Source organism: Sphingomonas sp. TX0543 (assembly GCF_048565505.1).
Classification (GTDB): domain Bacteria; phylum Pseudomonadota; class Alphaproteobacteria; order Sphingomonadales; family Sphingomonadaceae; genus Sphingomonas.
Window position 1 is genome coordinate 2,280,768 of sequence record NZ_JBLZUS010000002.1, and the last position, 25,648, is coordinate 2,306,415.

Genomic DNA, 25,648 nt, shown 5'->3' on the forward strand with positions numbered 1-25,648 from the left:
GTCCTGTGGGGTGCAACGAACTTTCATTACATGAAGAATCGGAATTGGTAGGGTGTGCTGCCAAGATTCGTCATGCGCTTGAGGACACGCGCAAGCACCTTCGCATAACTCATCGTTACGGGTAGCGGATCATACAGCCCATCATTGTTCCAGTTCATCTTCGACAAGGCGAGCGCCGCGCGGGCGCTGTCGTCCCACGTGCCGTGCCCGGCATGGCGGACAAGTCGGATCGGACGCGGCGTGCCGCGCTGACCCTGAAAATAGGTTTTCGATCCCAAAGTCTCCACGGCGCCGTGCATCCACAGTAGTGCCTCGCGCTCGCCAAGCCCGATCAGTGAGCCACGCTTGACTGGAAACGCCGCCGCCTTACCTCCGGGACTGGCCTGGTCGCGTTCCCAACGCGCGCCGCGCCAGCCCACATCCTCGACCACTTGGATCAAATCGACCGCTTCGCACAGCGGTAGCGCCTCGAAACAGCCGAGCACTTCGGCATCTTTGAACTCGGTTGATTTGTGGACCATCACCCGGCGCGGCGAGCGTCCGCCATGTCGGTGGCGATACAGCGTCATCGACCGCGTGATGACACGGAACATCTCGGCCTGTGACAAAAAGGGATTATCGCGTTGCACCTGCACATCTGCCGTGTCGTAGGCGATAAATTCCAGGCCAGCGCCCTCCGCGTCGAACACCTGGCTACAACAAGTCACAAATCGCGGTTTGTCGGCACCGTTCGACCGCACCGCATAGGAAATGCCGATATAGGCTGTTTCTGGATCCACGTCGGCTAGCTTCCAGGGAACGCCGCCGGCCTTGGCATACAGCGCCAGCCCGACTCGCCACATCACGCTCGCACGGCAGCGATAAGCGAGCGCCTTGTCTTCGCGAACGATCTGGATCGGCATCCCGCGCGCGGCCGTATAGGCTTTGAGATGATCGTGGAGATCGAAATCGTCCCCCGTGCCATAGAAGCCACGCTCCCATCGCTGCGGTAGGTAGATGAACAAGACGTCGAACTCGCTGCGGAACGCCTCAAGCGGCTGGATCGCACGAACGAGCTGTTCGGCGAGCAACACGTGCGGCATCGCCGATTGCGCCATCTCGCTCTCAAACGATCCGTCCAGCTCGACACGGCATTTCTTGGTTGCCGCCGTCACGCGCATGTCGAACACGGTATTGAAGCCCGGCCAATCCGGCAGATAGTCGGTTCGCTCGACCGGGCGCACGCTCTGGCTCAGCTCACGCATGAATGCGAACAGTCGCTCGGACTCGCCCTTCGGGGCCAGCGTCGCTACGCGGATCGGCGATTGCACCAAACCGCGCGAATGGGGGCCGAACCGCTTGAGCCCGCGCAGCGGATGAATGTCCCGCTCGCTCGTTCGCTCGGGATGAAACACCAGCTCGGGTTCCGGATACCATATGGTCGGGGCGATCTCGCTCGTCATGGCTGTACCAGCTTAGAGAAGGCCGTGTTTTTCCCGACTGCGAAGCGAGCATCGATCCCGTCGCCAATCGACAGCGCCGGAAGCGCTTCGCCGGCAAGGTGCTTTGCCCAAAAATCGATAAGCCGATCGAGGTCACGATTATAGCGTTTCACCGTCCGTTCGCGCGCGAAATCGGCGGTGATCGCTTTGGTCGCGTCCGTGACACCCTCAAACACGATCTTTGGATCAAGCAGCAGCCAAAGACCGTCGTCCGCCCAGTCAAGCCGGACCCCGACCCCCTCGTGCCATTTCAGGTCCGGGTGTTTGGGCATGGTGCCAGTCGTCTGACGAGTTATCGCGCGAAGCCCATCCCATGCGCTGTCGGCGGCATCTACTGGCACGAGCAAATCAGCGCTGCGGCGGCGGATCGCACGAACATTCTTGGCGGCACACAGCGCCTCTACCAAGGCGTCGCGTAGCAGGCCACGTTCGCCGGACTCATAGCGCAGGCGCCGCTTCTCGAAGGTGGCCAGATCGAACGCAGTGATTCCGAACGGGTCGAACACTCGACGGAACTCGGCATCGCTGCCGAAACCGAGCACGCCCGCTTGCGTGCGCGTCACGATCAGGCGTGCGTTCGCCTCGGCGACAGCGGAGCGCGCCGCTGCGACACCCTCGATCGTGCATACCAGCTTGCGGCAATTGGCCGGGATGGTGACGGCAAGCCCGTTGAGCCGAATGAGGGGCCAGCCCCGCTGGCCGGAGGGCTCGGGAGCGCCCGACACGCGCGACCGTCCTGTTGCCAGTGCGTTGAGAGCGGATGTGTCGAGCGCGGGCAGCAGCCGCACGAGATCACGCAATATCTCATCGAAGCTCTCAATCCGCACCAGCCCGCACTCAACGCCCGCGTCGCTGGCGCGCTGGAGAAGTCGGATGACCCGTCCGAGCGGTGGATCGCTGCCGCGATGCAGCCAGAACAGTCCGCCAGGATAACCGCCCGGCTGATCGAGCGCCGTTTCAAGCGCGTCCATCACTGAATCGTCGCGTCCGCTGTAGCCGGCGGCTACGAGGCCGGATCGTCGGCAGGTATCCACGAGCTGCTGACGAAGCGCGGCGTCCTGCTGACGCAGCTCATCGGTCGTGTTCTTAAGCCGACGCGAGCGGAAATCGCCGTGCAGCTTCACTGCGATCGGCCATTTTTGCGCGCCGATCAATTGCCCCGCCAGTTCCGGAGCGTCGAGTGCAACGACGCTCAACGTGCCAGTTGTGCCATACGTTCTCGCGCAGGCATCTTCGATCAAGTGGTCGAAATTGGTCGTCCAGACGAGCTGAGTGTGGCCCGCTTTTAGAAGCGAGGCGAGGGCAAGATGGCCATAGGCCAGCTTCGCGCCGCTAATCATGCCTTGAATAAAAGTCGTGCGATCGCGCTCTACCGGGTAGGTTGCTTCGAAGAGCGCCGCGTATTCATCCGGCGAGCCCGGCGACGGTAGTCGCTCGGAACTCGCAATGTGCGAGTCTAGCAGCGCGCGGATCGCAGGATTTCCGAGATCGGCGACACTCTGCGGCGACGCCTTGCGTTGGGCAACGAACAACGTTTGCTTGAATTGCCAGATCATATCCCAAGCGCTGGGGATGCCGGCTGAAACCGACGCACCCGCGCCAAGGAGCCACATTAATTGGCCGGGGCGCAGCGCGAAGCGCCGCGCAAAATCATCGCTCGATAGCTCGCTCGGGCTCGTTATGCTCTCCATTCGACCTGCCTAACCGATCCACAAGCCTTCGCTAGCAGATTTTGTTCTCTAATGGTTCTTAGCCGGTCAAGCGCGAAGCTGCCGATTGCCGCCATGCCCCGGGCAGGCTGCGGCACTCTCGGCAACGATCCGGTCCTAGGAGTTCACAGACGCCAGCAAGATGGCGCTCGGGGACACGCATACGTGCGACCGTCAGCGCCAGGAACAAACATTTGCTGAGACCATCGGCCTGAAAGGACGACACGATCGGATCGGCAAGAAGCAGATCCGTCGTGCTCATGACGATAAGCGCGGGATAGCGGTCGGCGCACAAGTCGGTGGCTTTACGCTCATCGATCAGCGCGCCCGCTCCCGAACCGAGCGCATATGCGATTGTTGCCGCCTCGCCATCATCAAGTGTGAGGCTCGTCGGACCAGCGACGAGGTCCAGAAACACAGCTTCGTCGGTAGAACTGAGCGAAACCTCGCGGATCAAACCTACCTCGATCAGCCTTGCAACCTCGGCGGCAGTTTGCCGACCTTTCGCGCGCCCATTCTCAAGCTCGCCGAGCGCAGTCGTCGTGATGACGAGTTCCGCCGGCGACGATCGGAGAATGTCCTCGGCGCAGCCTGTCGCGACGAGGTTGATCCAGACGCTGGCATCGCCGACGAGCGATGCCGCCCGCTCAAGCCAGGAGGATTGGCGACTCATCGTCGACCGCTCCTTCAGCTTCAAATTCATCGATCATCTCGCGTGCTTCGACGCGGTCGATATGAAGAAGGCGCGCCAACTGCCCCTCGCTCAGAAGACCACGCCGCCACGCCTCACTCGCAAGGAGGCTCATGCGCATCGACACTTGCCGAGCGGCATCGGTCTTAGCTGGATCGGGCGGTATCGCGTCGCCGAGCACTTCGTGTGCTTGCTCGTCCGTGATGCCGCCGTGCTCCTTAAACCAGTCCCAAGTGCCGGATTTAGTAAGGCCGAGTTCCTCGAGTCTCCGCACCATTGCTTCGCGCGACACACCGAAGGCGTGTGCAAGAATAATGATATGGCGGCGAGTGAGCCGCGCGGCACCGGCGGTGACATCCTGAAAGCGGGCGGCAACCGCTCGGGCGGGCGTCAGAAAGCAGCGCGCGAAGGCGTTAGCGTAGCGCTCTTCCCGCGAAGCTTCAGGCGAATCCGCATAAAGCGCATCCGGTGCGCGGCGGGTGGAAATGAAGTGGCCGGTCTCATGGGCCCCGGTCTGCGTGCGCCGGTCGCGAGGATGCAACGCGTTCAACAGAATGCAGGCACCGGCAACTTCGTCGAACGCATAGAGTCCCGAAATCCGGGCCGGCAACTGCCGGACGAAGACGCGCGCGCCCAGTTGGACTTCCAGCAGGCTGACCATATCGTGGACCGGTGCCATGCCAAGCCCTAGCCACTGGCGCAGTTCGCTCGCGTCCTGCTCGGCTTGGAGCAAGACGTTGCCGGGCAGCAGGGGGCGCTCCGGCGGGTCGTTGCGCGCGCGCTTGATACCGAGCAGGTTTTCCAGTTCCAGCTCCGCCTGGACGAGGCTGTTAAGCAAAGCGACGGCCTCTTCGACTTCTGCATCGCCTTCACCGGCCCGCCGGAAGCGGGGGCGCAAATCGACCTTCGCACTGCCCTGGCGCAGCAGCACGTTGAGTGACACGCGATACAGGGCAGCGAGCTTCTGAAGTTCTTCGAGGCGCGCGCGGCGCTGCCCTTGCTCGATGGCGACTAGCGTGGTGCGCGCGACATTCAGCGCCTGGGCCGCCGCGGCCTGGGTCAGCTTCGCATTCTCCCTGGCGTCGCGTAGCAGCTCTCCAAGCGCTTCCGAGGTCAGGCTGCCTGTCACCGCTGCCACGGCGAGACCTGCGCGAGCTTGGCGACGAAGGAATTCGGCCCGAGACTCTCTTGGAACGCGAGCCATTCGGCGCGATGACGCGCAAGCAACGCCAAGAGGTTCGCCTCCGCCTCGGACGACGACATCCTGAGAGCATCGGCGGTTTCACGGGCGACGCGGGCAACCGCGCGACTATGGATAGCAGAACCGGAGAGCGAGGCCAGATGGTCGAGGTGGAGTACGCCGGCGATGGCATGTTCGCGGAGCGACGGGGTCATCAGCGTGAAGCCCGCGACCGCGCCTTTCTCGATCTCGGGGGCGGACAGGTCCTCCCAGATGTAGTTGGCGGCAGGCTCCTCAACGCCGGCCGCATGCATGCTGAGGCGGCGCAACATGCAGGCAGCGCAGATACCGCATTGCCGGCGCTTGTGCTCAAAGCTTACCTGCCGAGCACCCTGCCAGCACGAGCGGGTGTTCGCCCAGTTGGGCGGCTGCGCGAGGTTCTGCGCCGCTGTGACGGTCTCGCCCTTGGTCGACCAGATGCGGGGATACTCGTAGTGCGGCGCCTTGCCGGTCAAGGCTGCGAACAGCGCTTCGATCCGACGGGTAAAGGCGGGATGGACCCGATAGTCAGGGTGGCTTTGCCCCAAGGTGACGAGGATCGGACCAAGGGCGCCCTGACCGCTCTCGGTCACTACGATCCGCTCTACATTGGCGAGCGCCGCAGCGATGCCTGTAATCACTGCGAACTTGAAACCCCGCGACCGCGCCGACGATTCGACCCTTTGGCCGACATCGAACCGCACCTGATAGGGCACCGACATGAAGCGGCGTTCGCGGGGATCCTTTGAGTGAGTGTCGCCGCCCTTGGTGCCAAGGCGGACGCGCACGAGCCCGCCCTTTTCGGCCTCATCGACGAGCGCCGAAACAGCGCGGGAGTCCACACCGTCGCTATACGGCATGATCACGCGGTCGCGAACGTCGAAGCCGAGGGAGCCCTGTCCCACGCGCTCAATGTCGCGCATGCGTTGCACGAAGCTGACGATCCACTGATCGCCCGTTAGGAACGAAAGAGCATCCTCGAGTGCATTGTGGACTGCGGAATCCTCCCAACGATCGAGCGAATGGACGCCAACACGTAGGTCGAAGGACCGCGCCCAGCCCCACGCCGGGCGTTTGACGCTAAGATCGCAATATTCGACAGCGGCCGCGATGACGAGGAGGTCGACAAGTTCTGGACGCCAGCCGGTATAGAAATAGCTCTCCAGCCCAGCGATTGAGAGATTGATCGCGGACCCGAGGTTGGCGGCGATCGCGCCGTCGCGAACGGCCGCGTCAAGCTCAACCGCATCGACCACGAACGCGGTCTCGCGTGAGGCATGATAGGTGCGGGCGGTCATAGCGGAACTCCAGCGTCGAGATCGGTGAATTGGGCGCGGGTGCGGCGCGTCAGCGGCTCGCCCGTCCGCAGTGCGGCACGCGCAAGACCAGACAGATCGATTTGGCCGTGCGCCGCCTCGAAGCGGTTCCGCACAAACTCCGCGTTGCGGATGCTGTCGTCACGGCGGACATGCTCTTCGACCTGACGGTAATTGCAGAGCAGGCGGTCGGAGAGTGCTTCCTCGGCGGCGAACTGGACGGCATCGGCGCCAGTGCGTCCGGTTACTACGGCATCGATCGCGTTGCGAACGAACGACGCCTCCAGCGGCGAGGCGCAGCCGCGCCGGAGCGCACCGAGATCTGCCAGAACCTGGTCCGCGAAGAGGGCCTGCTGCCCCAAAGGAGCAACAACGGAGGTGACTGACCCAACAAGTGCCTGCCGGACTTCGGCGCGCCAGTCGGCGTGTGACGCGCGCGTCACGCTTTCGACGATCTCGTCTTGAGAGAACGCCTCCTTGTAAGCGCACTTTGCTGCATGCCGCCAACGAGGCTTCATCGGAAGAGATTTGTACGGGCCATCGCTCATCGAATCGTGCTCCCCGCACCTTAAATGAAACGACCTTCTGACATTGTCAATATAGATTGATCGATAACCTGACATCTCGCTGTTCTGGTAGGTGACGCGTGACCGCGGCGGATGAGGCGTGGACGCCTTAAACTTCAGTATGTTGCGCGTGAGCGAGCAACAAGTTGCCACCCCCACGCTGGAAAGCGATGGCGCCATGTGTATCCATCGGGTACACGTGGCGCCATGAAGGACACGGGGCTTCGCATCCGCATCGAACGCGATCTAAGGGAGAAATTCCTTGCAGTCTGCCGCGATCAGGACCGACCCGCCGCGCAAGTCATTCGCGAATTCATGAAGGGCTATATCAGCGCCCACGGTAGTGATGCGGGTGCGGCAAGTGGCGGGCTTGAAAGGAAATGAACGCGGTCGAGATCGAGGAAGCTGTCAGCGCACTGGCCGAACGTCCGTTCGACCCAGCCGAGTTTCCGTTCGCGTTCCTGCAAGCCTTCGGCAACAAGGAAACTACCATCAAGCGCCTGCGAAGCGGCGTTTCGAATAAATCCGACCTCGGCGGCGTCCTTCAAACCAACAACATCCATATCGTCACCTGCGCTGCGGGTGAGGTCACACATACCCTTTCCACGCTCAAGGCGAGTTCCACCACCTTGCGGGCCAAGGCGCGGTTTGTGCTCGCGACCGATGGAGACACGTTCGAGGCGGAAGACCTCGAGAGTGGCGAGACTGTTGCATCCGCCTATGGCGAGTTTCCTGACCATTTCGGCTTCTTCCTGCCGTTGGCGGGAATTTCGACCGTCAAGCAAATCCGCGACAACTCGTTCGACATCAGGGCGACTAGCCGCCTCAATCGCCTCTATGTAGAGCTTCTGAGGGACAATCCCGATTGGGGTACGGCCGAGCGCCGCCCCGACATGAATCATTTCATGGCGCGCCTGATCTTCTGCTTCTTTGCCGAAGACACGGACATCTTCAGCAAGACAGGGCTATTCACCGACACCATCGATCAGATGAGCGCGAAGGACTCCTCGAACACCCATGAGGTGATCGGCACGCTCTTCCGCGCTATGAACATCAAGAGCGAAGACAGGAGTTCGGCGTCGCTGCCCCGTTGGGCCGAGCCCTTTCCCTATGTGAACGGCGGACTGTTCTCGGGGAACATGGACGTGCCGCGTTTCAGCCGTATCGCACGATCCTATTTGATCCATATCGGCAAGCTCGACTGGAAACAGATCAATCCCGACATTTTCGGCTCGATGATCCAGGCCGTCGCCGACGACGAGGAGCGCGGCGCGCTCGGGATGCACTACACCAGCGTTCCTAATATCCTGAAGGTGCTTAACCCGCTGTTCCTCGACGACCTGCGCGAGCGCCTTGAAGAAGCGGGTGAAAACCCGCGGACGCTTCTCAACCTGCGCAAGCGCATGTCGAAGATCAGGGTATTCGATCCTGCCTGTGGCAGCGGAAATTTCCTCGTGATCGCCTACAAGGAAATGCGCGCCATTGAAGCGAAGATCAACAAGCTGCGGGACGAAGCCGATCGACCGTCCGAAATTCCCGTGACGAACTTTCGGGGGATCGAGCTGCGCGACTTCCCAGCGGAAATCGCGAGGCTTGCGCTCATAATCGCGGAATACCAATGTGACGTGCTCTATCGCGGCCAGAAACTGGCACTTGCGGACCTACTGCCGCTTGACGCCCAGAACTGGATTTTCCGAGGCAATGCCCTGCGACTGGATTGGCTGAGCATCTGCCCGCCGACCGGCACGGGCGTGAACCTGGTAGGCGATGACCTCTTCAGCACGCCGCTGGATCAAGCCCAGATAGACTTCGAGAATGAGGGCGGCGAAACCTACATCTGCGGAAACCCGCCTTACCTCGGAAGCAAGTGGCAGAACGACGATCAAAAGGACGATCTGAAAGCGATTTTTGATAGCCGCACGCCGGCATGGAAGTCCCTCGACTATGTCGCCGGCTGGTTCATGAAGGCGGCAGATTACGGTCTGAGATCGAATGCCTCTGCTGCATTCGTCTCCACCAATTCCGTGTGCCAAGGACAACAGGTTCCGATCCTGTGGCCCTTGATTTTTGAGACGGGCCACCAGATTTCCTTCGCCCATACCTCGTTCAAATGGGCCAATCTGGCAAGCCACAACGCCGGTGTGATTGTGGCCATCGTCGCCATCTCACGGGATGCGCCAGCCTCCAAGCGGCTGTTCTCCATTGCCGATGATGGTGCGGTGATCGAACGGCAGGTAAGCAACATCAACGCCTACCTTGCGGCAGGCTCCAACACTTCGGTCGAGGCGGCACGGAGCCCGATCGGAGGGCTATCTCCGATGCTCTTTGGGAACATGCCACGAGACGGCGGCCACTTCATTTTGTCCGCAGATGAGCGGAGGCAGGTCCTCGACCAATATCCCGAGCTGGCTCGGTTCGTTCGGCCGTATCTGGGCTCCGAGCAGATGATCCAGGGGAAGCCCCGCTGGTGCGTGTGGATCGAGGCTAAAGATTCAGAGTTCGCGGCCGAGCACCCTTTTTTGCAAGCGTTATTAGGCCGAGTGCGCGATTTCCGTACCAGCAGTGCAGCCGCATCGACGCGGGATTTCGCTTCCAAGCCCTATCGTTTTGTCCAGATCGCGGGCACAGCCGAGCGCTACACACTGGCCGTGGCGAAAGTGTCGTCCGAACGACGGTCCTACCTACCGGTCCACCTATTCGATCGGGAGACGATCGTAAGCGATCTGTTGTTCGCCCTCTACGATGCACCATTGTGGAATATGTCTATCGTGGCGTCGCGGCTTCACCTGGTCTGGGTCGCTACCGTCTGCGGAAAGCTGAAAACAGACTTCCGATACTCCAATACGATCGGCTGGAATACCTTTCCGGTTCCGATCCTCACCAACAAAAACAAGGCCGACCTGACACGATGCGCGGAAAATATTCTCCTCGCCCGTGAGGCTCATTTTCCTGCAACGATCGCCGATCTCTACGACCCTGAGCACATGCCGACTGACCTGCGGGAGGCGCATGAGCACAACGACGAGGTTCTGGAGCGCATTTATATCGGGCGGAGATTTCGCAACGATACGGAGCGGCTGGAGAAGCTGTTCGATCTTTACACCAAGATGACCACCGCGCAGGGCGAAACCAGAAAACGCAGGGCGGGGGCAAGCGCATGACCGACGAGAAGAAATCCGTACCCTCCGTTTCGGTTTCCTATGCCCGCAACGGTGCTTCGACAAAAGCCAATGCACTCGGCATGCGGCCCATGCAGGAGCGCGCCTACGAAAAGCGCGGCGAGCAATACCTTCTTATCAAATCGCCGCCCGCATCGGGAAAAAGCCGCGCGCTCATGTTCATCGCGCTCGACAAGCTGGCGCATCAGGACGTGAGGCAAGCCATCATCGTCGTGCCGGAAAAATCGATCGGCTCAAGCTTCAACGACGAGCCCCTCACCAGATACGGCTTCGAGGCCGACTGGCACGTCGAGCCGAGGTGGAACCTCTGCAACGCGCCAGGCGGGGACAACGGCGGGAAGGTCAAATCCGTCGCCGCCTTCCTCGAAAGCGACGACAAGGTGCTGGTTTGTACCCACGCCACGTTCCGCTTCGCTGTGGACGAGTACGGCGTCGAGAAATTCGACGACCGGCTGATCGCAGTGGACGAGTTCCACCACGTGTCCGCCAATCCCGACAACAAACTCGGTCAACACCTTGGTCAGTTCATGGCCCGTGACCGCGTGCATATCGTCGCCATGACGGGCTCATATGTTGATTTCCGCTGAGAGTTGACCCGGGATTTTCATCGAGAAGTGACCCGGGTTGAAGATATGTCCCGCGATGCGGGTGATGGGTCAAGCTGGCGATTTTTCCTTTCGTGGTTTGGGCGCCGCGGCGGCGGTGCTGGCTCTGAAGCGGAAGCTGTCGTTTCCGGTCTCCAGGATGTGGCAGTGGTGCGTGAGCCGATCGAGCAGCGCGGTCGTCATCTTGGCATCGCCGAACACGCCGGCCCACTCGCTGAAGCTGAGGTTGGTGGTGATGACGACGCTGGTGCGCTCGTAGAGTTTGCTGAGCAGGTGGAACAGCAATGCCCCGCCTGACGAGCTGAACGGCAGGTAGCCGAGCTCATCGAGGATCACGAGGTCGAGACGCAGCAGCCGATCGGCCAGCTGGCCGGCCCTGTTCATGGCCTTTTCCTGCTCGAGCGCGTTGACCAGGTCAACGGTGGCGAAGAAGCGGACCTTCTTGCGATGATGCTCGACCGCCTGGATGCCGAGCGCGGTGGCGATGTGGGTCTTGCCGGTGCCCGGCCCGCCGATCAGCACGACGTTGTGGGCGCCGTCGATGAACTCGCCGCGGTGCAGCTGGCGAACCATGGCTTCATTGATCTCGCTGGAAGCGAAGTCGAAGCCGGCGAGGTCCTTGTAGGCCGGGAAGCGGGCGGCCTTGATCTGGTAGGCGATCGAGCGGACCTCGCGCTCGGCGACCTCGGCCTTGAGCAGCTGTGACAGGATCGGCACCGCGGTATCGAAGGCCGGCGCCCCCTGTTCGACGAGTTCGCTGACGGCTTGGGCCATGCCGTACATCTTCAGACCGCGAAGCATGACCACGACGGCGGCGCTGGCAGGATCATGACGCACGGGCGGTCTCCTTGTTGCGGAGCGCGTCGTAGCGCTCGACGTTAGCCCTGGGCTCGCGGACCAGGCTCAGCGCCTGTGGGGCGTCGATTCTCGGCGGGGTGCCAGCTTTGCCGTCGGTCAGCCGGTGCAGGATGTTGAGGATGTGGGTCTTGGCCGGAACGCCGGCTTCGAGCGCCAGCTCGACGGCGCAAAGCACCGCCTGCTCGTCGTGCTGCAGGACGAGGGCGAGGATCTCGACCATCTCCCGGTCGCCGCCGGGGCGCTTGAGAAGATGGCCCTGCAGCCGCCGGAACGCATCAGGCAGCTCGGCGAAGGGCGCGCCATTGCGCAGGGCGCCAGGCTTGCGCTGGATCACCGCCAGATAGTGCCGCCAGTCATAGACCGTCCGCCCCGGCAGGTGGTGCGAGCGTTCAATGATCCGGTCATGCTCGCACAGGATCTGGCCTTCGGCGGCGATGACGATTCGGTCAGGGTAGACGCGTAGGCTGACCGGCCGGTTGGCGAAGGATGCCGGCACGCTGTAGCGGTTGCGCTCGAAGTGCACGAGGCAGGTCGGCGAGACCCGCTTGGCGTGCTCGACGAAGCCGTCGAAGGTCCGCCCCAACGGCATCAGGCTGACTACCTCGTCGGCCCAGGCATCGCCGATCGTGCCGGGCAGGACGCCATGCTGGATCTGGCCCCATTGCTCGATGCAGCGCTGTTCGAGCCAGGCGTTGAGTGCCGCCAGATCGGGGAAGCTGGGCAGCGGCTGCCACAGTCGGCGCCGGGCATCCTGGACATTCTTCTCAACCTGTCCCTTCTCCCAACCGGCGGCCGGGTTGCAGAAATCCGGCTCGAACAGGTAGTGGCTGGCCATCGCCGCGAACCGGGCATTAACCTGCCGGACCTTGCCGGCACCGATCCGGTCGACCGCGGTCTTCATGTTGTCGAAGATCCCGCGCCGGGGGACGCCGCCGAGAACCCGGAACGCCTGGGTCAGCGCATCGAACAGCATCTCGTGGGTCTGGAGCAGATAGGCTCTGACGATGAACGCCCGGCTGTGCGACAGCTTGCTGTGCGCCACCTGCAGCTTGGTCCGCTCGCCGGCAATGATCGCCCAGTCCTCGCTCCAGTCGAACTGGAACGCCTCGCCCGGCGCGAACGCCAGCGGGACGAAAGTACCGCGGCCGCTGGTCTGGGCATCACGCTGCCGCTCGGCCTTCCAGGTGCGAACGAAGGCCGCGACGCGGTTGTAGGATCCGTCATAGCCCAGCACGACCAGATCGGCGTGCATCTGCCTGGCGGTGCGCCGCTGCTTACGCGACCGGCCCGCCTCGATCCGTAGCCATGCCGACAGCTTCTCGGCGAACGGGTCCAGCTTGCTTGGCCGCTCGGGAACCTTGAACTTCGGCTCTACCGTGCCGGCGCGCAGGTACTTGCGGATCGTGTTGCGCGACAATCCGGTGCGTCGCTCAATCTCCCGGATCGGCATCCCTTCGCGGAAATGCCAGCGCCGGATTACGCTCAATAACGCCATGTCGATCACTCCTTGATCCCCCGACGCAAATGCCAGGGGGAAGCTCAGAACATGGGTCACTTCTCAGTGGAAACTTTGGACCTTCCCGGGTCAGCTCTCAGCGGAAATCAACAGGCTGATCGTGCCTTGGGGCGAAACGTCCAACGCCGCCGTCATGATCGCCCGCACCTGGTCCGGTTCGATGATGATCGGAGTCGGGCGTGGCCGCTTGCCGCGTCCGAAAACGCCGACAGGCGGGACTTCGTGGTCTGGATCCTCGGCGTTAGCGAAAAGGCTGAAGTTACGAGCAGCGTCGTACCTATGGCGAGCCACGTTCTGCGAGCTTGCCGTGTGGCACCAGTCGTAGATGCGCTGCACTCGGGTGTGCCGGTCACCGAAGCGTCCGGCGAAAGCCGCGTATTGGCGCAGCAGTCGTTCCTGCTCCGAGAACTTCCGCCCCAAACTGCGATACAGCGAGACGTATCTGGCAATGTGCATGTTCAGCATGACGGTTCTCCCGGCCATGGCTGCGCGATCTTCATGAGCATCGGCAGGTCGACCTTGGCGTAGATGGCGGTGGTCTCGGGCGAGCTGTGGCGCAGGATCGTTCCAACGGACTCCAGTCCTGCGCCCGCGCGCAGCAAGTTGGTGGCAAGCGAATGCCGGAAAATGTGCGATCCGGTCGGCACGCCTTCGATCCCGCCGCGCTCATGCGTGCGTGCAACGATGCCAGCGATCTCCGCCGATGAGCGGAAAGAACGGAATGGGGCTTGCGCGCGCACGAACAGATGCGGATCGGCGGTCTTGGGGCGTGCCTTGGCAATGTAGTCCAGGATCGCGTCACCGACGTCTTGAGGCAATGGCAGGCGATCGGGCCGACGCGTCTTGCCCTTGACCGTCAGGTGGCCCGAGCGCCAGTCGATATCGTCGAGGTGCATATCCCGAATATCACCGGCACGCAGGCCAAGCCGGGCGAGCAGGAGAATGATGGCCTTGTCCCGAACTTCCACCGGGCGATCAGTCGGACATGCGCCGATGATCTGCTCGATCGTTGCCGGGTTGACGTGCCGGGGCAGCGTCGAAAGACGGTAGCGTTGCACTGATGGGATCGCGTGCAACAAAGCTGGACGGCAAACACCCTGCACGACCAGGAACCGAATATAGCTCCTCATTATCGTGACGAGCAGTGATGCCGAACCTGGCGTCTCCTTGCTTCGTTGTTGAAACGCCCGCCTGAGGACGGCTGCATCCCATTGTGAAGGCTCGCCGAGGATAGGCATGAGTCGCCTGATATCGGTCCGGTAGCGCCGGATCGTCTCGTCGGTCGCGCCGCGGTGTTGCTTGAGCCATGCCAGATATGCCGCCATGTGCGGGTCGTCATCCGACACCGGTTCGACTGAAGGGATGACACCCCGGCCGCGCAAGAACTCGACGAAGTGCCGAGCACCACGCCGCCGCCGCTTCGCGCCCGAGGCGACGAGTTTGCCCCGCTTGCGCCAGACCGGACATCGACAATCATGCGCGCCGTACTGGTCGATGATCGTGTCGTCGATATCGGCCCACGACTGCCGCTTGATGCGAAGCCAAGCCACAATATGCTCGGCTTCCGACCGGTAGCCCTGTGCCACTCCAGGGGCGAGTTGCAGGCTGTCGATTGCATCGGAGTAGTCGGTGAGGTGACGGGGGAGATCGTCGATCCCATCGTCGACTTCGATGTACCCTTGATCTTCGAGGAACCGGACAAAGCGCCGGACCCGCGCAGCCTGATCAGTCTTATAGGCGGCTTGCTGAGCCGAGTATCCGTGGCACCGACAACGGTGCTTCTCGAACCGTCGGACGACTTGATCGTCGAGCGTACTGACCGGGATGGCATGCATATCCAGCCAATGCAGGAAATGACGGATCGCTGCACTGTACAGGATCGAACAGGCCGCTTCCTCCTTGACCCACAGAGAGGAGAGGAAGGCGTTGAATAGGGCATCCGAGCTGGGCGGATCTTCGATCCGGAGCTGTGCCGGACAAAACAGCTCTGATGATCTTGTTCTCATGGTGGTTCCTTCGACTTGTTCAGGTCGAGGGAACCGTAATTATCTGGAGTGAAATCATGGAAAACCGAAGGAAACCTGCGCCTCCTGCTGCCACGCTCGACATAAACTGCGACTGCAAAGAATATGTGTAATGTTGAGCTCAACATTAGACATATTCGCGCGGCGTGATGTCGACCCGCACGTCGTTCCATTCGTCGGTCGGGATCTCGGCGAGGCGCCGCTCCATCAGCGCTTCGCCGGTCGAGACGATCTGGATGACGGCGGAGTGGCCGTCGGCCAAATCCTGCTCGATCGAGCGCACCAGCGTCGGCGTCTTCATGCTGGTCAGAAGATGGCCGAAGAAGCGCTGCTTGGCGCTCTCGAAGGCCGAGCGCGCGGCCGACTTCGCCTGCCGATTCAGCGTGCCGCCGTCGCCGGTGATATTGGCGGCTTGCATCGCCGCGTCCAGATGGTTGTGGATGATGGCGAACGCCCCGGCATAGGCGTCGTAGATGCGCGTCTGCTCGGGCGTGAGCTGATGTTCGACCAGCTCGTATTCGACGCCGTCATAGGAGAGCGAGCGGGCCGTGTAGAGGCCAAGCGCCCGCAGATCGCGCGCGAGCACTTCCATCGCCGCGACGCCGCCATTGTCCACTGCCTCGATGAATTCGGCGCGATTGGCGAAGGGGAAATCCTCGCCGCCCCACAGGCCGAGCCGCTGGGCATAGGCGAGATTGTGGACGGTGGTCGCACCCGTCGCCGAGACGTAGACGATCCGGGCGTTCGGAAGCGCGTGCTGGAGCCGCAGCCCCGCACGTCCTTGCTGCGATGGGGCGACGTCGCCCCGTTCACCCTTGCCGCCGCCGGCGTTCTGCATCGCGTGGCTCTCGTCGAAAATGATCACTCCGTCGAAGTCGGAGCCCAACCATTCGACGATCTGCTTGACGCGCGAAAGCCTTTCGCCGCGGTCGTCGGACCGTAGCGTGGCATAGGTGGCAAATAGGACGCCTTCGCCAAGCCGGATGGAGGTCCCCTGCGGGAAACGCGAGAGCGGCGTGACCAGCAGGCGCTCCATGCCGAGGGCTGACCAGTCGCGCTGAGCGTCTTCGAGCAACTTGTCGGACTTCGAAATCCAGACCGCCTTGCGGCGTCCCTGAAGCCAGTTGTCGAGGATGATGCCGGCCGACTGGCGGCCCTTGCCGGCGCCGGTCCCGTCGCCGAGCATGAAGCCCCGGCGGAAGCGGATGGCATTCGGCGCGTCATCCGGCGCGGCGCTAACAAGATCGCCGGTCTCATCCACGGTCCAGGCACCGGCGAGGAATTCGCCATGGGCTTCGCCGGCATAGATGACCGTCTCGAGCTGGGCGTCGGACAACACGCCGTCGGTGACGATCGCGGTCGGAAGCGTCGGGCGATAGCTTGGCTTCGGTGGCGCGACAGACGCCATTGCGGCCGATTGCACCAAATTGGTTGGATGGGGCTGAGCGTCCGGGATGCGGATCGACTGCAGCGCATAGGATTCGTAGATCGAGTCCGACAGGCGGCCACCCTCGGGTGGCGTCCACTCCACGGTCTCATAGTCGAGCGGCGCACCCTCGATCTGCGGAGTGCGTCGGGCGGGCGCGCCCGACGCGGCCCGGGCGAGATAGCCGCGCACGGTGCGCGGCGCGGACTCGGGCGCTTCTTTCGGCAGTGTGACTGCGAGCCGTGGCGGGACATGCCGCTCGATCCAGGCGAGCAGGGTCGCCACATCAGGCGCGATACCGGCGGTTTCGGGAAAGCGGGCCGCAATTTCGGCGGGTGCCTTATCGATGACGGTCAGGCGCGTCTCGATGGTCGTGCCGTGCTTGGCATAGACCGAGCCCGCTATCGCTGCGGTGAACACAACGCGACCGCGTTCCTGAAGGCGGACGAAGCTGTCCCGCCAGACTGGAAGCTCGGGCGAGAAATTGGCGCCGGTGATCGCGACCAGCCGGCCGCCCGGCGCGAGCCGCGCCAGCGCCGACGTCATATGGCGGTAGGCGGCGTCGGCTACGCGCCCCGAGACGTTCGCCATGACCGAAAACGGCGGGTTCATGATGACAACACTGGGGATGCCGCTGCGATCGAGATGATCGTCGATCTGGGCTGCGTCGAAACGCGTGACGGTCGTTGCCGGAAAGAGAGATGCGAGCAAATCGGCGCGGGTCTCGGCCAGCTCGTTGAGGATGAGATTAGCACCGGCAATCTCAGCGAGGACCGCGAGCAGGCCCGTGCCGGCCGAGGGCTCCAGCACCCGGTCGGCGGGTGTGAGCGATGCGGCGGTCAACGCCGCCAAACCGAGGGGCGTCGGCGTCGAGAATTGCTGAAAGGCCTGGGTTTCCTCGGACCGGCGCGTGTGGGTCGGCAACAGGCCGGCGATCTTGGCCAGCGCGGCGAGCCGTGCAGTCGGAGACGCAGCTTTGCGGAAAAGCGGCTTCCCGTATTTGCGCAGGAACAGAACGGTCGCCGCCTCGCAAGCCTCGTAGGCCGTCTTCCAATCCCAGGCGCCGCTGGTGTCGGACGCACCAAAGGCCTGTTCCATGACGGAGCGCAGGGTGGCGGCGTCGATCGGCCGGCCCTGTTCGAGATGCGGAAGGAGATATTCGGCGGCGGCGAGAATGGCGGCGGCCGGCGGCGCGTGGGACGCGAGCGGGAGCGAGGCCGCCGAAGCGGGTTCCTGGATCGGAGCGTGAAGCATGGAAGATACCTCGAAAGAGCGAAAGACGGGCGAGCCGGCCCGGCGCTCTCTCTCGACCGGACGGGCTCGAACCCGTCCCGGCCGACCTTTCACTCTGGCGCGGTCGGCGCCCGCCCCATCGCTCCCGCTTTCGGCGGGAGCGATGGGGCGCTAATCTCGGTTGGGAAAATTAGCCGCGGCGTCGCCTTCGAGGGATCGCCGCACCGGGCGAGGAAGGCAGACGGCATGAAGGGAAGCGCGATCGGCATCATTGCGGCCGGATGCCTGGCGGTCGGGTTCGGCGCAGGCTTCGTTCTCAGACCGGTGATTTCGCCAGTCTCGGCATCTCCGGCCATCGCTGCCGGCGTGGCGCAGCCGACCGAGGAAGAAGCGACGGCCGCGGTAAGGCGCCATCGCCTGTTCACCGGCACATCGCTGGAGCGGGCGACGCTGAAGCTCGGCGACTGCTCGCCGGGCGGTGTCGGGCCCGGTGTGACCTGTATGACGCAGCTAGTCATGGACCCGGCTAAGTCAGGTGCGGCTCCGCAGAACCGTCCGATCGGCTTCGCCAGGGTCAACGGCCAGTGGGAGGTCGCGGTCTGGTAGGGGCGGCGAATCCGCGCTCAGGTCAGGCTTCCGGCGGGCGATAAAGCTCGAAGGGATTGCCCTCAGCCAAGTGACCGAAGGGCGTAAGCACATAATTGTCGCCCTCGCGCCCGACGGCGCAGATGACGTAGCGCGTTTCGCCGGTTGCGATCTCGGTGCATTCCATGAGCGCGAGGTCACCGCTGGTCGCGGCGCTTAGCAACGTTTCGAAGTTGGTGCGGGCATGATCGGGGATGCTCATCGGGCATCCCCGTCGGCAAGGCGGTTCGCGAGCCAACGTCCGGTGCTCAGCCACTCGACCGTCGCGCCGGTCGAAAGTTCAAGGACATGGGCGCCCCCGTAGAACCCGTCGACGACAGGGTTGGAGGCGATGGTGGCCCACTGAAACCCCCAGCGCCCGGTCAGCCCGAATGCCTTGGCGCAGCGCGTCACGAAGGTGATCGCGAGTTGCTGGTCGGCGCTGCCTGGGTCGCGCAGCCAGAGCCGAGCGGGCCCATATTCGGGTGTCAGCGAGAGCAGAAACGGCTCAGCCGGCGGGTCCTCGCGGGCATTCTCGGCCATCAACGCGGTGTAGATGTCGAAGGCGCGCACAGCGTTCGCGGGGGTGCCGACGTCGAGGAGGCAGGAAAAGCGGGTGAGAAAGTCGGTCATGGCGGGCTCCAGAAACGAAAAAGCCCGGCGCTGGGCCGGGCTCGGGAGGGTTCGGATTGTGGTCGGGCTAGTAGCCGAACTGCCAGGATGGCCAGGATTGGCCGTCGTCGGCGGCTCGCACGGCATCGTCGAGATAGGCGGGGTCGCCCTCTACGACGATGGGATCGCGGACGGGCGTCTCGTCGATGACGACGACGCGGGCAACGAGCCCGTCCTCGACCTCGACATGCACGGGCACGAGATACTGGAAGACGACGCGTCGGAGCGCCGGGCTGGATTGCGACATGGCGCAGCTCCCTGGTTGGAAGGATAGGCGGAGCGACCGGAGCCGCTCCGCCTAGCGATCACTCGGCCGCGACGAGCTGGCGTTCGTCGTCTTCGCCGGCGGGCTCGTCGTCATCGCCTGCGAGGAAGTCGGGCAGCGCAGTACCCTCATCCTCGGCGCCGGTCTGGATTTCCGGCGCGGACGCATCGGCCTCGGCGAGCAGGCGGAGGGGCTCCGGGAGCCATCCGGTGTCGACCAGCAGGCGCTCGGCCTCCTTGGCCATGTCGCCCTTCTTCAGATGGTCGATGAGCTGCGCGGCCTGCTCGCCGGCGCCCTCACGAACCGCCTGGAGGATGCGGGGCTTGGTGACCCGGTTGAGATAGTTGCCGAAGGTCGGACGCCAGCCGGCCTCGACGAGATCGAGCCCGGTCGCCTTGGTCAGGCGGTCGGCTTGGGTGAGCCGCATATCGAGAGTGTGCTGGGACACGCCACCGGCGCTGTGCGGGTTCGGCCGCTCATAGAGCGCGTTGATGCCGAAGCTGACGCAATGCGCCAGGAGCGCCATCCGGCTGGCATCGTCCAGGCCCGCGAGCCAGTCCCACAGCGCGTCGTCGTCCTTCGGGATGTCGCCCGCCCATGCGGTATGGCGGTCCTGCACGGCGCGCGCGGACGGGCTGTCCTTCAGCCCATCGTCCTGGGCGGGGAAGAAGATGTGCTTTACCCCGGCTTCCATGGCGCCCGTATACATGCGGGTCATGAAGCTGTCCGAGACGAGCTTGTGCAGCAGCGCGGTCATGGCGACGTGGGGGTTCTCCGCGACGGCGTTCCGCAGCGCGAGTGTGCGATAGGCCGTCAGCTCGATCACGAGACGCTCCGGTAGCGGCTTGATGACGTCGTCCTCCTCGTCCTCCTCGGGTTCGGCTGGCTGGCCGCCGATGGTGATGATCGCGCGCTGAACCGCGGGTTCGCCCGGATCGCCGCCAGCTTCCACGCCGGCCTCGCCCTCGGGCTTGATCGGCGCTTCGTCCTCGGCCCGCACGTAACCGCGATCGATGTCGAGGCTGCCGTCATGGGCGATGCTGATGAACACGCCCGCGCGCGCGATGTCGTCCGGCTCGAAACGCACCGGCCGGGTCTCGAACGCGGCGAGAGCCGTCTCGATCTCGCCGAGGCGCTGGTCGACCTCGTCCGGCAGCTCGTCGGCGCCCTCATATTCGCCCTCAAGCTTCTGATATTCGGCGTTGAGCGCGTCGATGGTGGCCTGTTCCTCGGCCGAGATGTCGAGCGGTTCGCCTTGCAACTCGCGCAGGCCCCGCGCGGCGTCATAGGGGAAGCTGACCGCCACTTCGATCCACTTCCAGCCTTCGGCGGCGATCGTCCCTGCCGTCGCCTTCAGCTTCTCGGCGACCAGCCGGTCGAGCAGCGCGGGGTCCTGTAGCCAGCCGCCATCGTCGGACTGGAAGAGATCGCGCATGATGACGCCGCCAGCCGCCTCGTAGGCGTCGAGCCCGACAAACACGGCCCGCTTGTCCGAAGCGCGCACCGTTGTCTCGGTGAGCATGCGCCGGATCTGGTACGGCTCTTTCGACCAGGAGTCCTTGATCGCCTCCCAGACCTGCTCCTGGCGGACATGGTCGTTCGAGACGGTGAAGGCCATGAGCTGCTCCAGCGTCATGCCATCGTCGGCATAGATGTCCAGCAGCGTCGGAGAGACCGCTGCAAGGCGCAGCCGCTGCTTCACCACCTGAACGCTGACGCGGTGGGCGGCAGCGATATCTTCTTCGGGCGTGCCCTTGAGGCGCATATCCTGAAAGGCGCGGAACTCGTCGAGAGGATGCAGCGCGGCGCGCTCGGCATTTTCTGCGTAGGACACCTCTTCGGCGAGGATCGGATCGTCGACCGGACGGACCACGCAAGGCACGAGGGCGGTCTTGGCGAGGCGCTTCTGCTTTACCAGCAGGTCGAGCGCCCTGAAGCGGCGGCCGCCGGCGGGCACCTCGAACATCCCGGTCTCGTTGCCGTCGCCATCGACCACGGGCCGGACGTTAAGGCCCTGGATAAGCCCGCGCCGGATGATCGAGGCCGCCAGGTCCTCGATTGAGACGCCGGCCTTCACGCGCCGAACGTTCGACTGGCTCAGGACCAGTTTGTTGAAAGGGATGTCGCGCGAAGACGACAGGACGATCTTTTGAGCTGCACTAGCCATCGGGATTTACTCCGCGACGGGCGGCCGAGAGCCTCTCTCTCGACCTCCAACCCGTCACGAAATCCCCGCCCTCCTCTAACTCTCTCATCTTCCACTGTCGGCCAGCGACCGATCGGACGACTTCACGCTCGTCTTGACACCATCGCTTTCGGAGAATGTCGAGCCTGACTATAATAGTCGTCATAGATACTGTTCGACGTCACTTTCCTTCGTCGGGCGGGATGCCGACGCTGGAGTTGATCGGAGAACGATAATGAGCACGACGGCTGTTGAGGACGCCAAGCGGATTGCGCCGTTGGTTTGCGAATTTAGTGCAACGAGGCGCGAACCTGAGGTTATCGCGGGTGGAGCGCGCCATGATCGGCGCAAATGGCAAGGCGCTGACGATGTTGGTCACGGCGCTGCAGGCTCGCGGACATCTCAAGGTCGAAGAGTTCGCCGACACGCTGGCTGTGTTCAGCGTAGTGGTTGGGGAGGATGATGACCTTGAAGGGATGCTGCTCGCCGCGTGGGCGGGGATGATGAAGGAGAGTCTTTAGCGTAGAGAATGGGCAACCGGCCACGCGAAGAGACGCCGCGCGTTTGCGCGGCGTCTCTCGATAGGACGTGGAATGTGGCCGGCGGCAGAGGCCGCATTAGCCATCCCTGCGACTGGCGCGATGGGCTGCGTAGAGCACGCGCTCGGCGGCCCGGATGCTTCCGGTCCTTCGCGCCGCCTCGGCCCAGGCGGAGATCGGGAAAAGGCCCTCGAACAGGATGTCGCGCTCGATGCCAAGGCCGAGCGGTAGGCTCACCTCGGCCATTTCCGACAGGCTGAACGATCCCAACTCAGGTTCGCCGAGATCGGCTAGACCGAACAGTGTGTCGCCGTCGGCATCGAGTTCGGTCGCCAGCCATACCCCCTCGCCCAAGGGGTTGAAGAACTTCACCACGGGGATGGGATCAACGTCGCGATCGCGGCCGTTGGCGAGGAGCTGCTCGCGCAGCTCGGTGGTGAGAAGGATCATGCCGCCCTCCTGTCGATCGAAGGGCCGGCTTGGTCGTCGGCCGGCAGGAAGCCGAGCAGCCAGTCCGCTGCCTTGCTCGCCTGCGATGCGGCGCGGACGATGGCGCGATTGTCCTCGCGCAACACCTCCAGCCACGAGCCGATATAATCGGCATGTCTGACGGTGGGTACGATGCCGATGGAGGCGCAACAGAAGGCGGCGTTCATCTCTGCTATCAATTCTTCGAACGCGTACTTCTTGGTGCCAAAGCCGCCTGACAGGTCGCGGCCCAGCCGCGAGGCGTGGCCGCTGGCGTGACCCATCTCGTGCAGCGCCGTGCGGTGCCAGTTGATCGGGTCGTAGTAAGCTTGCGGCGGCGGAACCTGCACATAGTCGAGCGCTGGGGCGTAGAAGGCGCGGTTGCCGCCGATGCGGAAATCGATGCCGGTGGCCTGGATCAGCGCCTCGACCCGGGGTTCGATCAGGCCCGGCGGCGGGGGAGGAGTGACGATTGCGACATCCTCAGGCAGGTTCTCGCATTGCGCGCTGTTGAAGACCGTGAAGCGCTTCAGGAACGGGATCGCCTGGGCGTCTTCGCCCGTGTCTCGCGCGCGTCGTTTCTCGTCGTCAGGTATGAAGCGGTCGGCGTAGACCACGGTCGTGCCGCGCTCGCCCTTGCGGACGTTGCCGCCGAGCGCGAGTGCTTGGCGGAAGGTGAGCCAGCTCTGCCCGGGAAAGCCGTGTTCGATGACGGCGCCCCACAGGATCAGCACGTTGATGCCGGAATAGTGCCGGCCTGTAGAGCCGTTCCGCGGCATGGCGAGCGGCGCCTTCGCCGCCGCCGTCCCCCATGGCTGGACCCACGGGACGCGGCCGACCTCCAGCTCGGAGATGATCTTGCCGGTGATTTCGTCATAAAGGCTCGTCCGATCCTGGCCGGCGCGAGCGGATGTGGTTTTTCTGGACATCGCGGATCTCCGCGACGGGCGCCGGGAGCCTTTCTCCCAGTCCTCAACCCGTCACGGCAAAGCCGGTCCGCACTCTCACTCTAGGGGTGTTGCGGGGTGTCCCCGCAGAAGGGGTCGGTCGAGACGAAAGGCTCGGCCGCAGGGGAAGGCTTTCCCCTCCAGCGATGATTACCTCCATGTTTATCTTGTTAGGTAAGCCGAACTTCACATCTTACGACTATTATAGTCGCATCCCTAAGTGTCAGTTGAGTTGGGCGACGACCGTGTTGTTGCATATCCAGAACAAGATATTGCGGATGATCGCCAACAGCGAACCTGTGGCTGACACGGCGCGCGAACTCTGTGCCGACATTGAGACACTGATGTCTGGCGTGATCTGCTCGATCCTGACCGTCGATCAGGCCGGACTTCTGCATCCGCTCGCAGCGCCGAGTCTGCCTGCGGACTATTCTTCTGCATTGGATGGGATGATGGTCGGCCCGGAGGTCGGGTCCTGCGGCGCTGCGGCTTATCTGCGCGAACCCGTTATCATCGAGGATATCCGACGTGATCTGCGCTGCGCCCGCTCCATGGGACTCATAGAAGGCCTTGGCGTGAGCGGATGCTGGTCCTTCCCTGTCGTCAACGCGGGCGGTGACGCCATTGCCGTCATCGGCTTCTACAGCGAGCAAGCGCGCTCGCCGAGCGCTTCTGAGCGCGCGCTGGCGGAAGCCTGTGTCGATCTCTGCGGTCTCGCGCTTCAGCGGCATGAGCGAGCCGTCGACCGCGAGCGCCGCGCGAACATAGACGCGCTGACCGGACTTCCCAACCGCTCGGCCTACAACGTCGCGATGGCGCAGATTCCGTGTGACGTCCCGGGGGCCTGGGCCCTCTTCATCATCGACCTCGATAATCTGAAGATCGTGAACGACACGTTCGGCCATCTGGCCGGTGATGCTCTCATCAAGGCGGCGGGGACCCGGATCGCGCGGGCGATGGCGCCCGACGTCAGCTTCCGGCTGGGCGGCGATGAATTCGCCGTCATCATTCAGAACCCCGTCTCGCTCGCCGATCTGAATGCGGCGGCGGAACGCGTGCTGACAGAATTGGAGCGCAGCGCCGATTGCGAGGGGCATGCCGTGGCGCCTCGTGCGACGATCGGCGGCGCCGTTCTGGGTGTCTCCGAACGGAGTGCCATGGCGGTCAACGAGGCCGCGGATTTCGCGCTCTATCACGCCAAGGAGACCGGGCGCGGCGGCTTCGTGCGCTACTGGCCGGGAATCGGCACGCGGATCACGCGGCGCCGGGACGCGATACGCGATGTGGCCGATGCGCTCGCCGATGATCGCATGGAAACGCATTACCAACCGATCGTCGGTCTCGATACGGGCGAGATTGTCGGGCTCGAGGCGCTCTGCCGCATGCGCACCGTGACGGGTGAACTCGTCAGTGCCCTAGCTTTTCGGGAAGCGACCAGCGACGCCCACATCGCTGCGGAGCTTACGCAACGTGTTGCGGTGACGGTTGCGCGGGACATCGCCTTCTGGCGGGATCGGGGTCTGCTCGTCCAGCAGGTCGGCCTCAATGTTTCGACCGCCGATTTCTATACGGGCAGCCTGGCTCAAAAACTCGAAGATGCCTTCGGTCGCGCTGGCGTCCCGCTCGGTGGTTTGATCGTCGAAGTGAGCGAGGACGCATGTATCGGCCGAAGTGATCGCGTCGTAGCACGGGAGATAGAGGCATTGCGCGCCGCCGGCGTCCGCGTCGCGCTCGATGACTTTGGGACCGGACATGCGTCGCTGACGCATCTGCTGAACGTCCCGGTCGACATCATCAAGATCGATCAGGCTTTCATTGGCCGTTTATGGCCGGACGATCCAAGCATGGTGATCGTCGAGGGGCTCATCGATATCGCGCGGCAGCTCGGCATTGAGATTGTGGCTGAGGGGATCGAAACAGAAGTTCAGGCGAGCCAGCTTTGGTCGATGGGCTGCAAAGTCGGGCAAGGCTTTGCGTTCGCCCGTGCGGCAGACCGCGACACGACGTCGGCCTTGCTACGTCGCCATGCGAGCGGCCGTGAAGGTGCGACGCCGATCTTCGCCCAAAGTCCGATGGAGGGTTCGACCAGTCGTGTCCGAAGAGTGCGCAGCGCTTGAGCGCGGTG

Annotated in this window: 20 protein-coding genes and 3 pseudogenes; 6 read left to right on the forward strand and 17 right to left on the reverse strand. The window is 63.5% G+C overall.

The window, feature by feature from the left end; genetic code table 11:
* Positions 1 to 26: 26 nt before the first annotated feature.
* Genes ACM61V_RS11570 through ACM61V_RS11595 form a run of 6 tightly spaced genes read right to left on the reverse strand, consistent with a single transcriptional unit; the run spans position 27 to position 7,162 of the window.
* Entirely contained in the window at positions 27 to 1,442 is a 1,416-nt protein-coding gene (locus tag ACM61V_RS11570) for an argonaute/piwi family protein (RefSeq protein ID WP_066514271.1), read from the reverse strand.
* The gene (locus tag ACM61V_RS11575) at positions 1,439 to 3,172 is read right to left on the reverse strand and encodes an SIR2 family protein (RefSeq protein WP_203310738.1); all 1,734 of its coding nucleotides are present in this window, start codon (positions 3,170 to 3,172) and stop codon (positions 1,439 to 1,441) included. Before ACM61V_RS11575 ends, ACM61V_RS11570 begins: the two co-directional genes overlap by 4 nt.
* A gap of 58 nt (positions 3,173 to 3,230) precedes the next feature.
* Complete coding sequence (locus ACM61V_RS11580; RefSeq protein ID WP_203310737.1) at positions 3,231 to 3,863, reverse strand: hypothetical protein; 633 nt, start codon at positions 3,861 to 3,863, stop codon at positions 3,231 to 3,233.
* Positions 3,838 to 5,019, reverse strand: coding sequence for an ImmA/IrrE family metallo-endopeptidase (locus ACM61V_RS11585; protein WP_203310736.1), 1,182 nt, complete (start codon positions 5,017 to 5,019; stop codon positions 3,838 to 3,840). The genes ACM61V_RS11580 and ACM61V_RS11585 overlap by 26 nt, the downstream gene beginning before the upstream one ends.
* Positions 5,007 to 6,398 (reverse strand): 7-cyano-7-deazaguanine synthase, encoded by a 1,392-nt coding sequence (locus ACM61V_RS11590; protein ID WP_203310735.1) that lies wholly within the window; start codon positions 6,396 to 6,398, stop codon positions 5,007 to 5,009. The genes ACM61V_RS11585 and ACM61V_RS11590 overlap by 13 nt, the downstream gene beginning before the upstream one ends.
* A complete protein-coding gene (locus ACM61V_RS11595; RefSeq protein ID WP_419714008.1) occupies positions 6,395 to 7,162 on the reverse strand; it encodes a hypothetical protein in 768 nt (255 codons plus the stop codon). The genes ACM61V_RS11590 and ACM61V_RS11595 overlap by 4 nt, the downstream gene beginning before the upstream one ends.
* A 27-nt stretch (positions 7,163 to 7,189) precedes the next feature.
* Here ACM61V_RS11595 and ACM61V_RS11600 point away from each other — a divergent pair, with 27 nt between their 5' ends.
* From ACM61V_RS11600 to ACM61V_RS11610, 3 genes and pseudogenes are all read left to right on the forward strand, one after another.
* Positions 7,190 to 7,366 (forward strand): hypothetical protein, encoded by a 177-nt coding sequence (locus tag ACM61V_RS11600; protein WP_203310733.1) that lies wholly within the window; start codon positions 7,190 to 7,192, stop codon positions 7,364 to 7,366.
* A complete protein-coding gene (locus ACM61V_RS11605; protein WP_203310732.1) occupies positions 7,363 to 10,143 on the forward strand; it encodes a class I SAM-dependent DNA methyltransferase in 2,781 nt (926 codons plus the stop codon). Before ACM61V_RS11600 ends, ACM61V_RS11605 begins: the two co-directional genes overlap by 4 nt.
* Positions 10,140 to 10,733 (forward strand): annotated as a pseudogene (locus tag ACM61V_RS11610) (DEAD/DEAH box helicase); the annotation flags it as partial. The gene ACM61V_RS11605 and the pseudogene ACM61V_RS11610, both read left to right, overlap by 4 nt.
* Positions 10,734 to 10,817: 84 nt before the next feature.
* Here the strand turns inward: ACM61V_RS11610 and istB are convergent.
* The 5 genes and pseudogenes from istB to ACM61V_RS11635 all read right to left on the reverse strand — a co-directional run.
* Positions 10,818 to 11,603 carry an IS21-like element helper ATPase IstB gene (istB, locus tag ACM61V_RS11615; RefSeq protein WP_419713736.1) on the reverse strand — a complete coding sequence of 262 codons (786 nt, stop codon included), beginning with the start codon at positions 11,601 to 11,603 and terminating at the stop codon, positions 10,818 to 10,820.
* Positions 11,593 to 13,119: an IS21 family transposase gene (gene istA, locus ACM61V_RS11620; RefSeq protein ID WP_419713735.1), complete on the reverse strand. Its 1,527-nt coding sequence runs from the start codon at positions 13,117 to 13,119 to the stop codon at positions 11,593 to 11,595. The genes istB and istA overlap by 11 nt, the downstream gene beginning before the upstream one ends.
* A gap of 114 nt (positions 13,120 to 13,233) precedes the next feature.
* Positions 13,234 to 13,605 (reverse strand): annotated as a pseudogene (locus ACM61V_RS11625) (integrase); the annotation flags it as partial.
* Positions 13,599 to 15,146 (reverse strand): tyrosine-type recombinase/integrase, encoded by a 1,548-nt coding sequence (locus ACM61V_RS11630; RefSeq protein ID WP_020819179.1) that lies wholly within the window; start codon positions 15,144 to 15,146, stop codon positions 13,599 to 13,601. The pseudogene ACM61V_RS11625 and the gene ACM61V_RS11630, both read right to left, overlap by 7 nt.
* Positions 15,147 to 15,294: 148 nt before the next feature.
* Positions 15,295 to 17,844, reverse strand: a pseudogene (locus ACM61V_RS11635) (strawberry notch-like NTP hydrolase domain-containing protein); the annotation flags it as partial.
* A gap of 225 nt (positions 17,845 to 18,069) precedes the next feature.
* On the opposite strand from ACM61V_RS11635, the gene ACM61V_RS11640 reads away from it, so the two are divergent.
* A complete protein-coding gene (locus tag ACM61V_RS11640; RefSeq protein ID WP_203310695.1) occupies positions 18,070 to 18,429 on the forward strand; it encodes a hypothetical protein in 360 nt (119 codons plus the stop codon).
* A 22-nt stretch (positions 18,430 to 18,451) separates the two neighbouring features.
* Here the strand turns inward: ACM61V_RS11640 and ACM61V_RS11645 are convergent, their stop codons facing one another.
* The 4 genes from ACM61V_RS11645 to ACM61V_RS11660 form a co-directional block, all read right to left on the reverse strand.
* Positions 18,452 to 18,670, reverse strand: a complete 219-nt coding sequence (locus tag ACM61V_RS11645; RefSeq protein WP_203310694.1) for a DUF6117 family protein — start codon at positions 18,668 to 18,670, stop codon at positions 18,452 to 18,454.
* A complete protein-coding gene (locus tag ACM61V_RS11650) occupies positions 18,667 to 19,080 on the reverse strand; it encodes a hypothetical protein (protein ID WP_203310693.1) in 414 nt (137 codons plus the stop codon). Before ACM61V_RS11650 ends, ACM61V_RS11645 begins: the two co-directional genes overlap by 4 nt.
* A gap of 67 nt (positions 19,081 to 19,147) precedes the next feature.
* Entirely contained in the window at positions 19,148 to 19,366 is a 219-nt protein-coding gene (locus ACM61V_RS11655) for a hypothetical protein (protein WP_203310692.1), read from the reverse strand.
* A 58-nt stretch (positions 19,367 to 19,424) separates the two neighbouring features.
* Entirely contained in the window at positions 19,425 to 21,551 is a 2,127-nt protein-coding gene (locus ACM61V_RS11660; protein ID WP_203310691.1) for a ParB/RepB/Spo0J family partition protein, read from the reverse strand.
* Between the two features lie 356 nt (positions 21,552 to 21,907).
* Between ACM61V_RS11660 and ACM61V_RS11665 the strand changes: the two genes are divergently transcribed.
* On the forward strand, positions 21,908 to 22,090 hold the full coding sequence (locus ACM61V_RS11665) for a hypothetical protein (RefSeq protein WP_203310690.1): 183 nt from the start codon (positions 21,908 to 21,910) through the stop codon (positions 22,088 to 22,090).
* Positions 22,091 to 22,186: 96 nt separating this feature from the next.
* Here ACM61V_RS11665 and ACM61V_RS11670 read toward each other — a convergent pair whose 3' ends face one another.
* Together ACM61V_RS11670 and ACM61V_RS11675 are read right to left on the reverse strand one after the other, a co-directional pair.
* On the reverse strand, positions 22,187 to 22,558 hold the full coding sequence (locus ACM61V_RS11670; protein ID WP_168073959.1) for a DUF2958 domain-containing protein: 372 nt from the start codon (positions 22,556 to 22,558) through the stop codon (positions 22,187 to 22,189).
* Positions 22,555 to 23,505, reverse strand: coding sequence for an ArdC family protein (locus ACM61V_RS11675; protein ID WP_203310689.1), 951 nt, complete (start codon positions 23,503 to 23,505; stop codon positions 22,555 to 22,557). Before ACM61V_RS11675 ends, ACM61V_RS11670 begins: the two co-directional genes overlap by 4 nt.
* A 263-nt stretch (positions 23,506 to 23,768) precedes the next feature.
* Here ACM61V_RS11675 and ACM61V_RS11680 point away from each other — a divergent pair, with 263 nt between their 5' ends.
* Positions 23,769 to 25,640, forward strand: coding sequence for an EAL domain-containing protein (locus ACM61V_RS11680; protein WP_338057632.1), 1,872 nt, complete (start codon positions 23,769 to 23,771; stop codon positions 25,638 to 25,640).
* Positions 25,641 to 25,648: the final 8 nt, after the last annotated feature.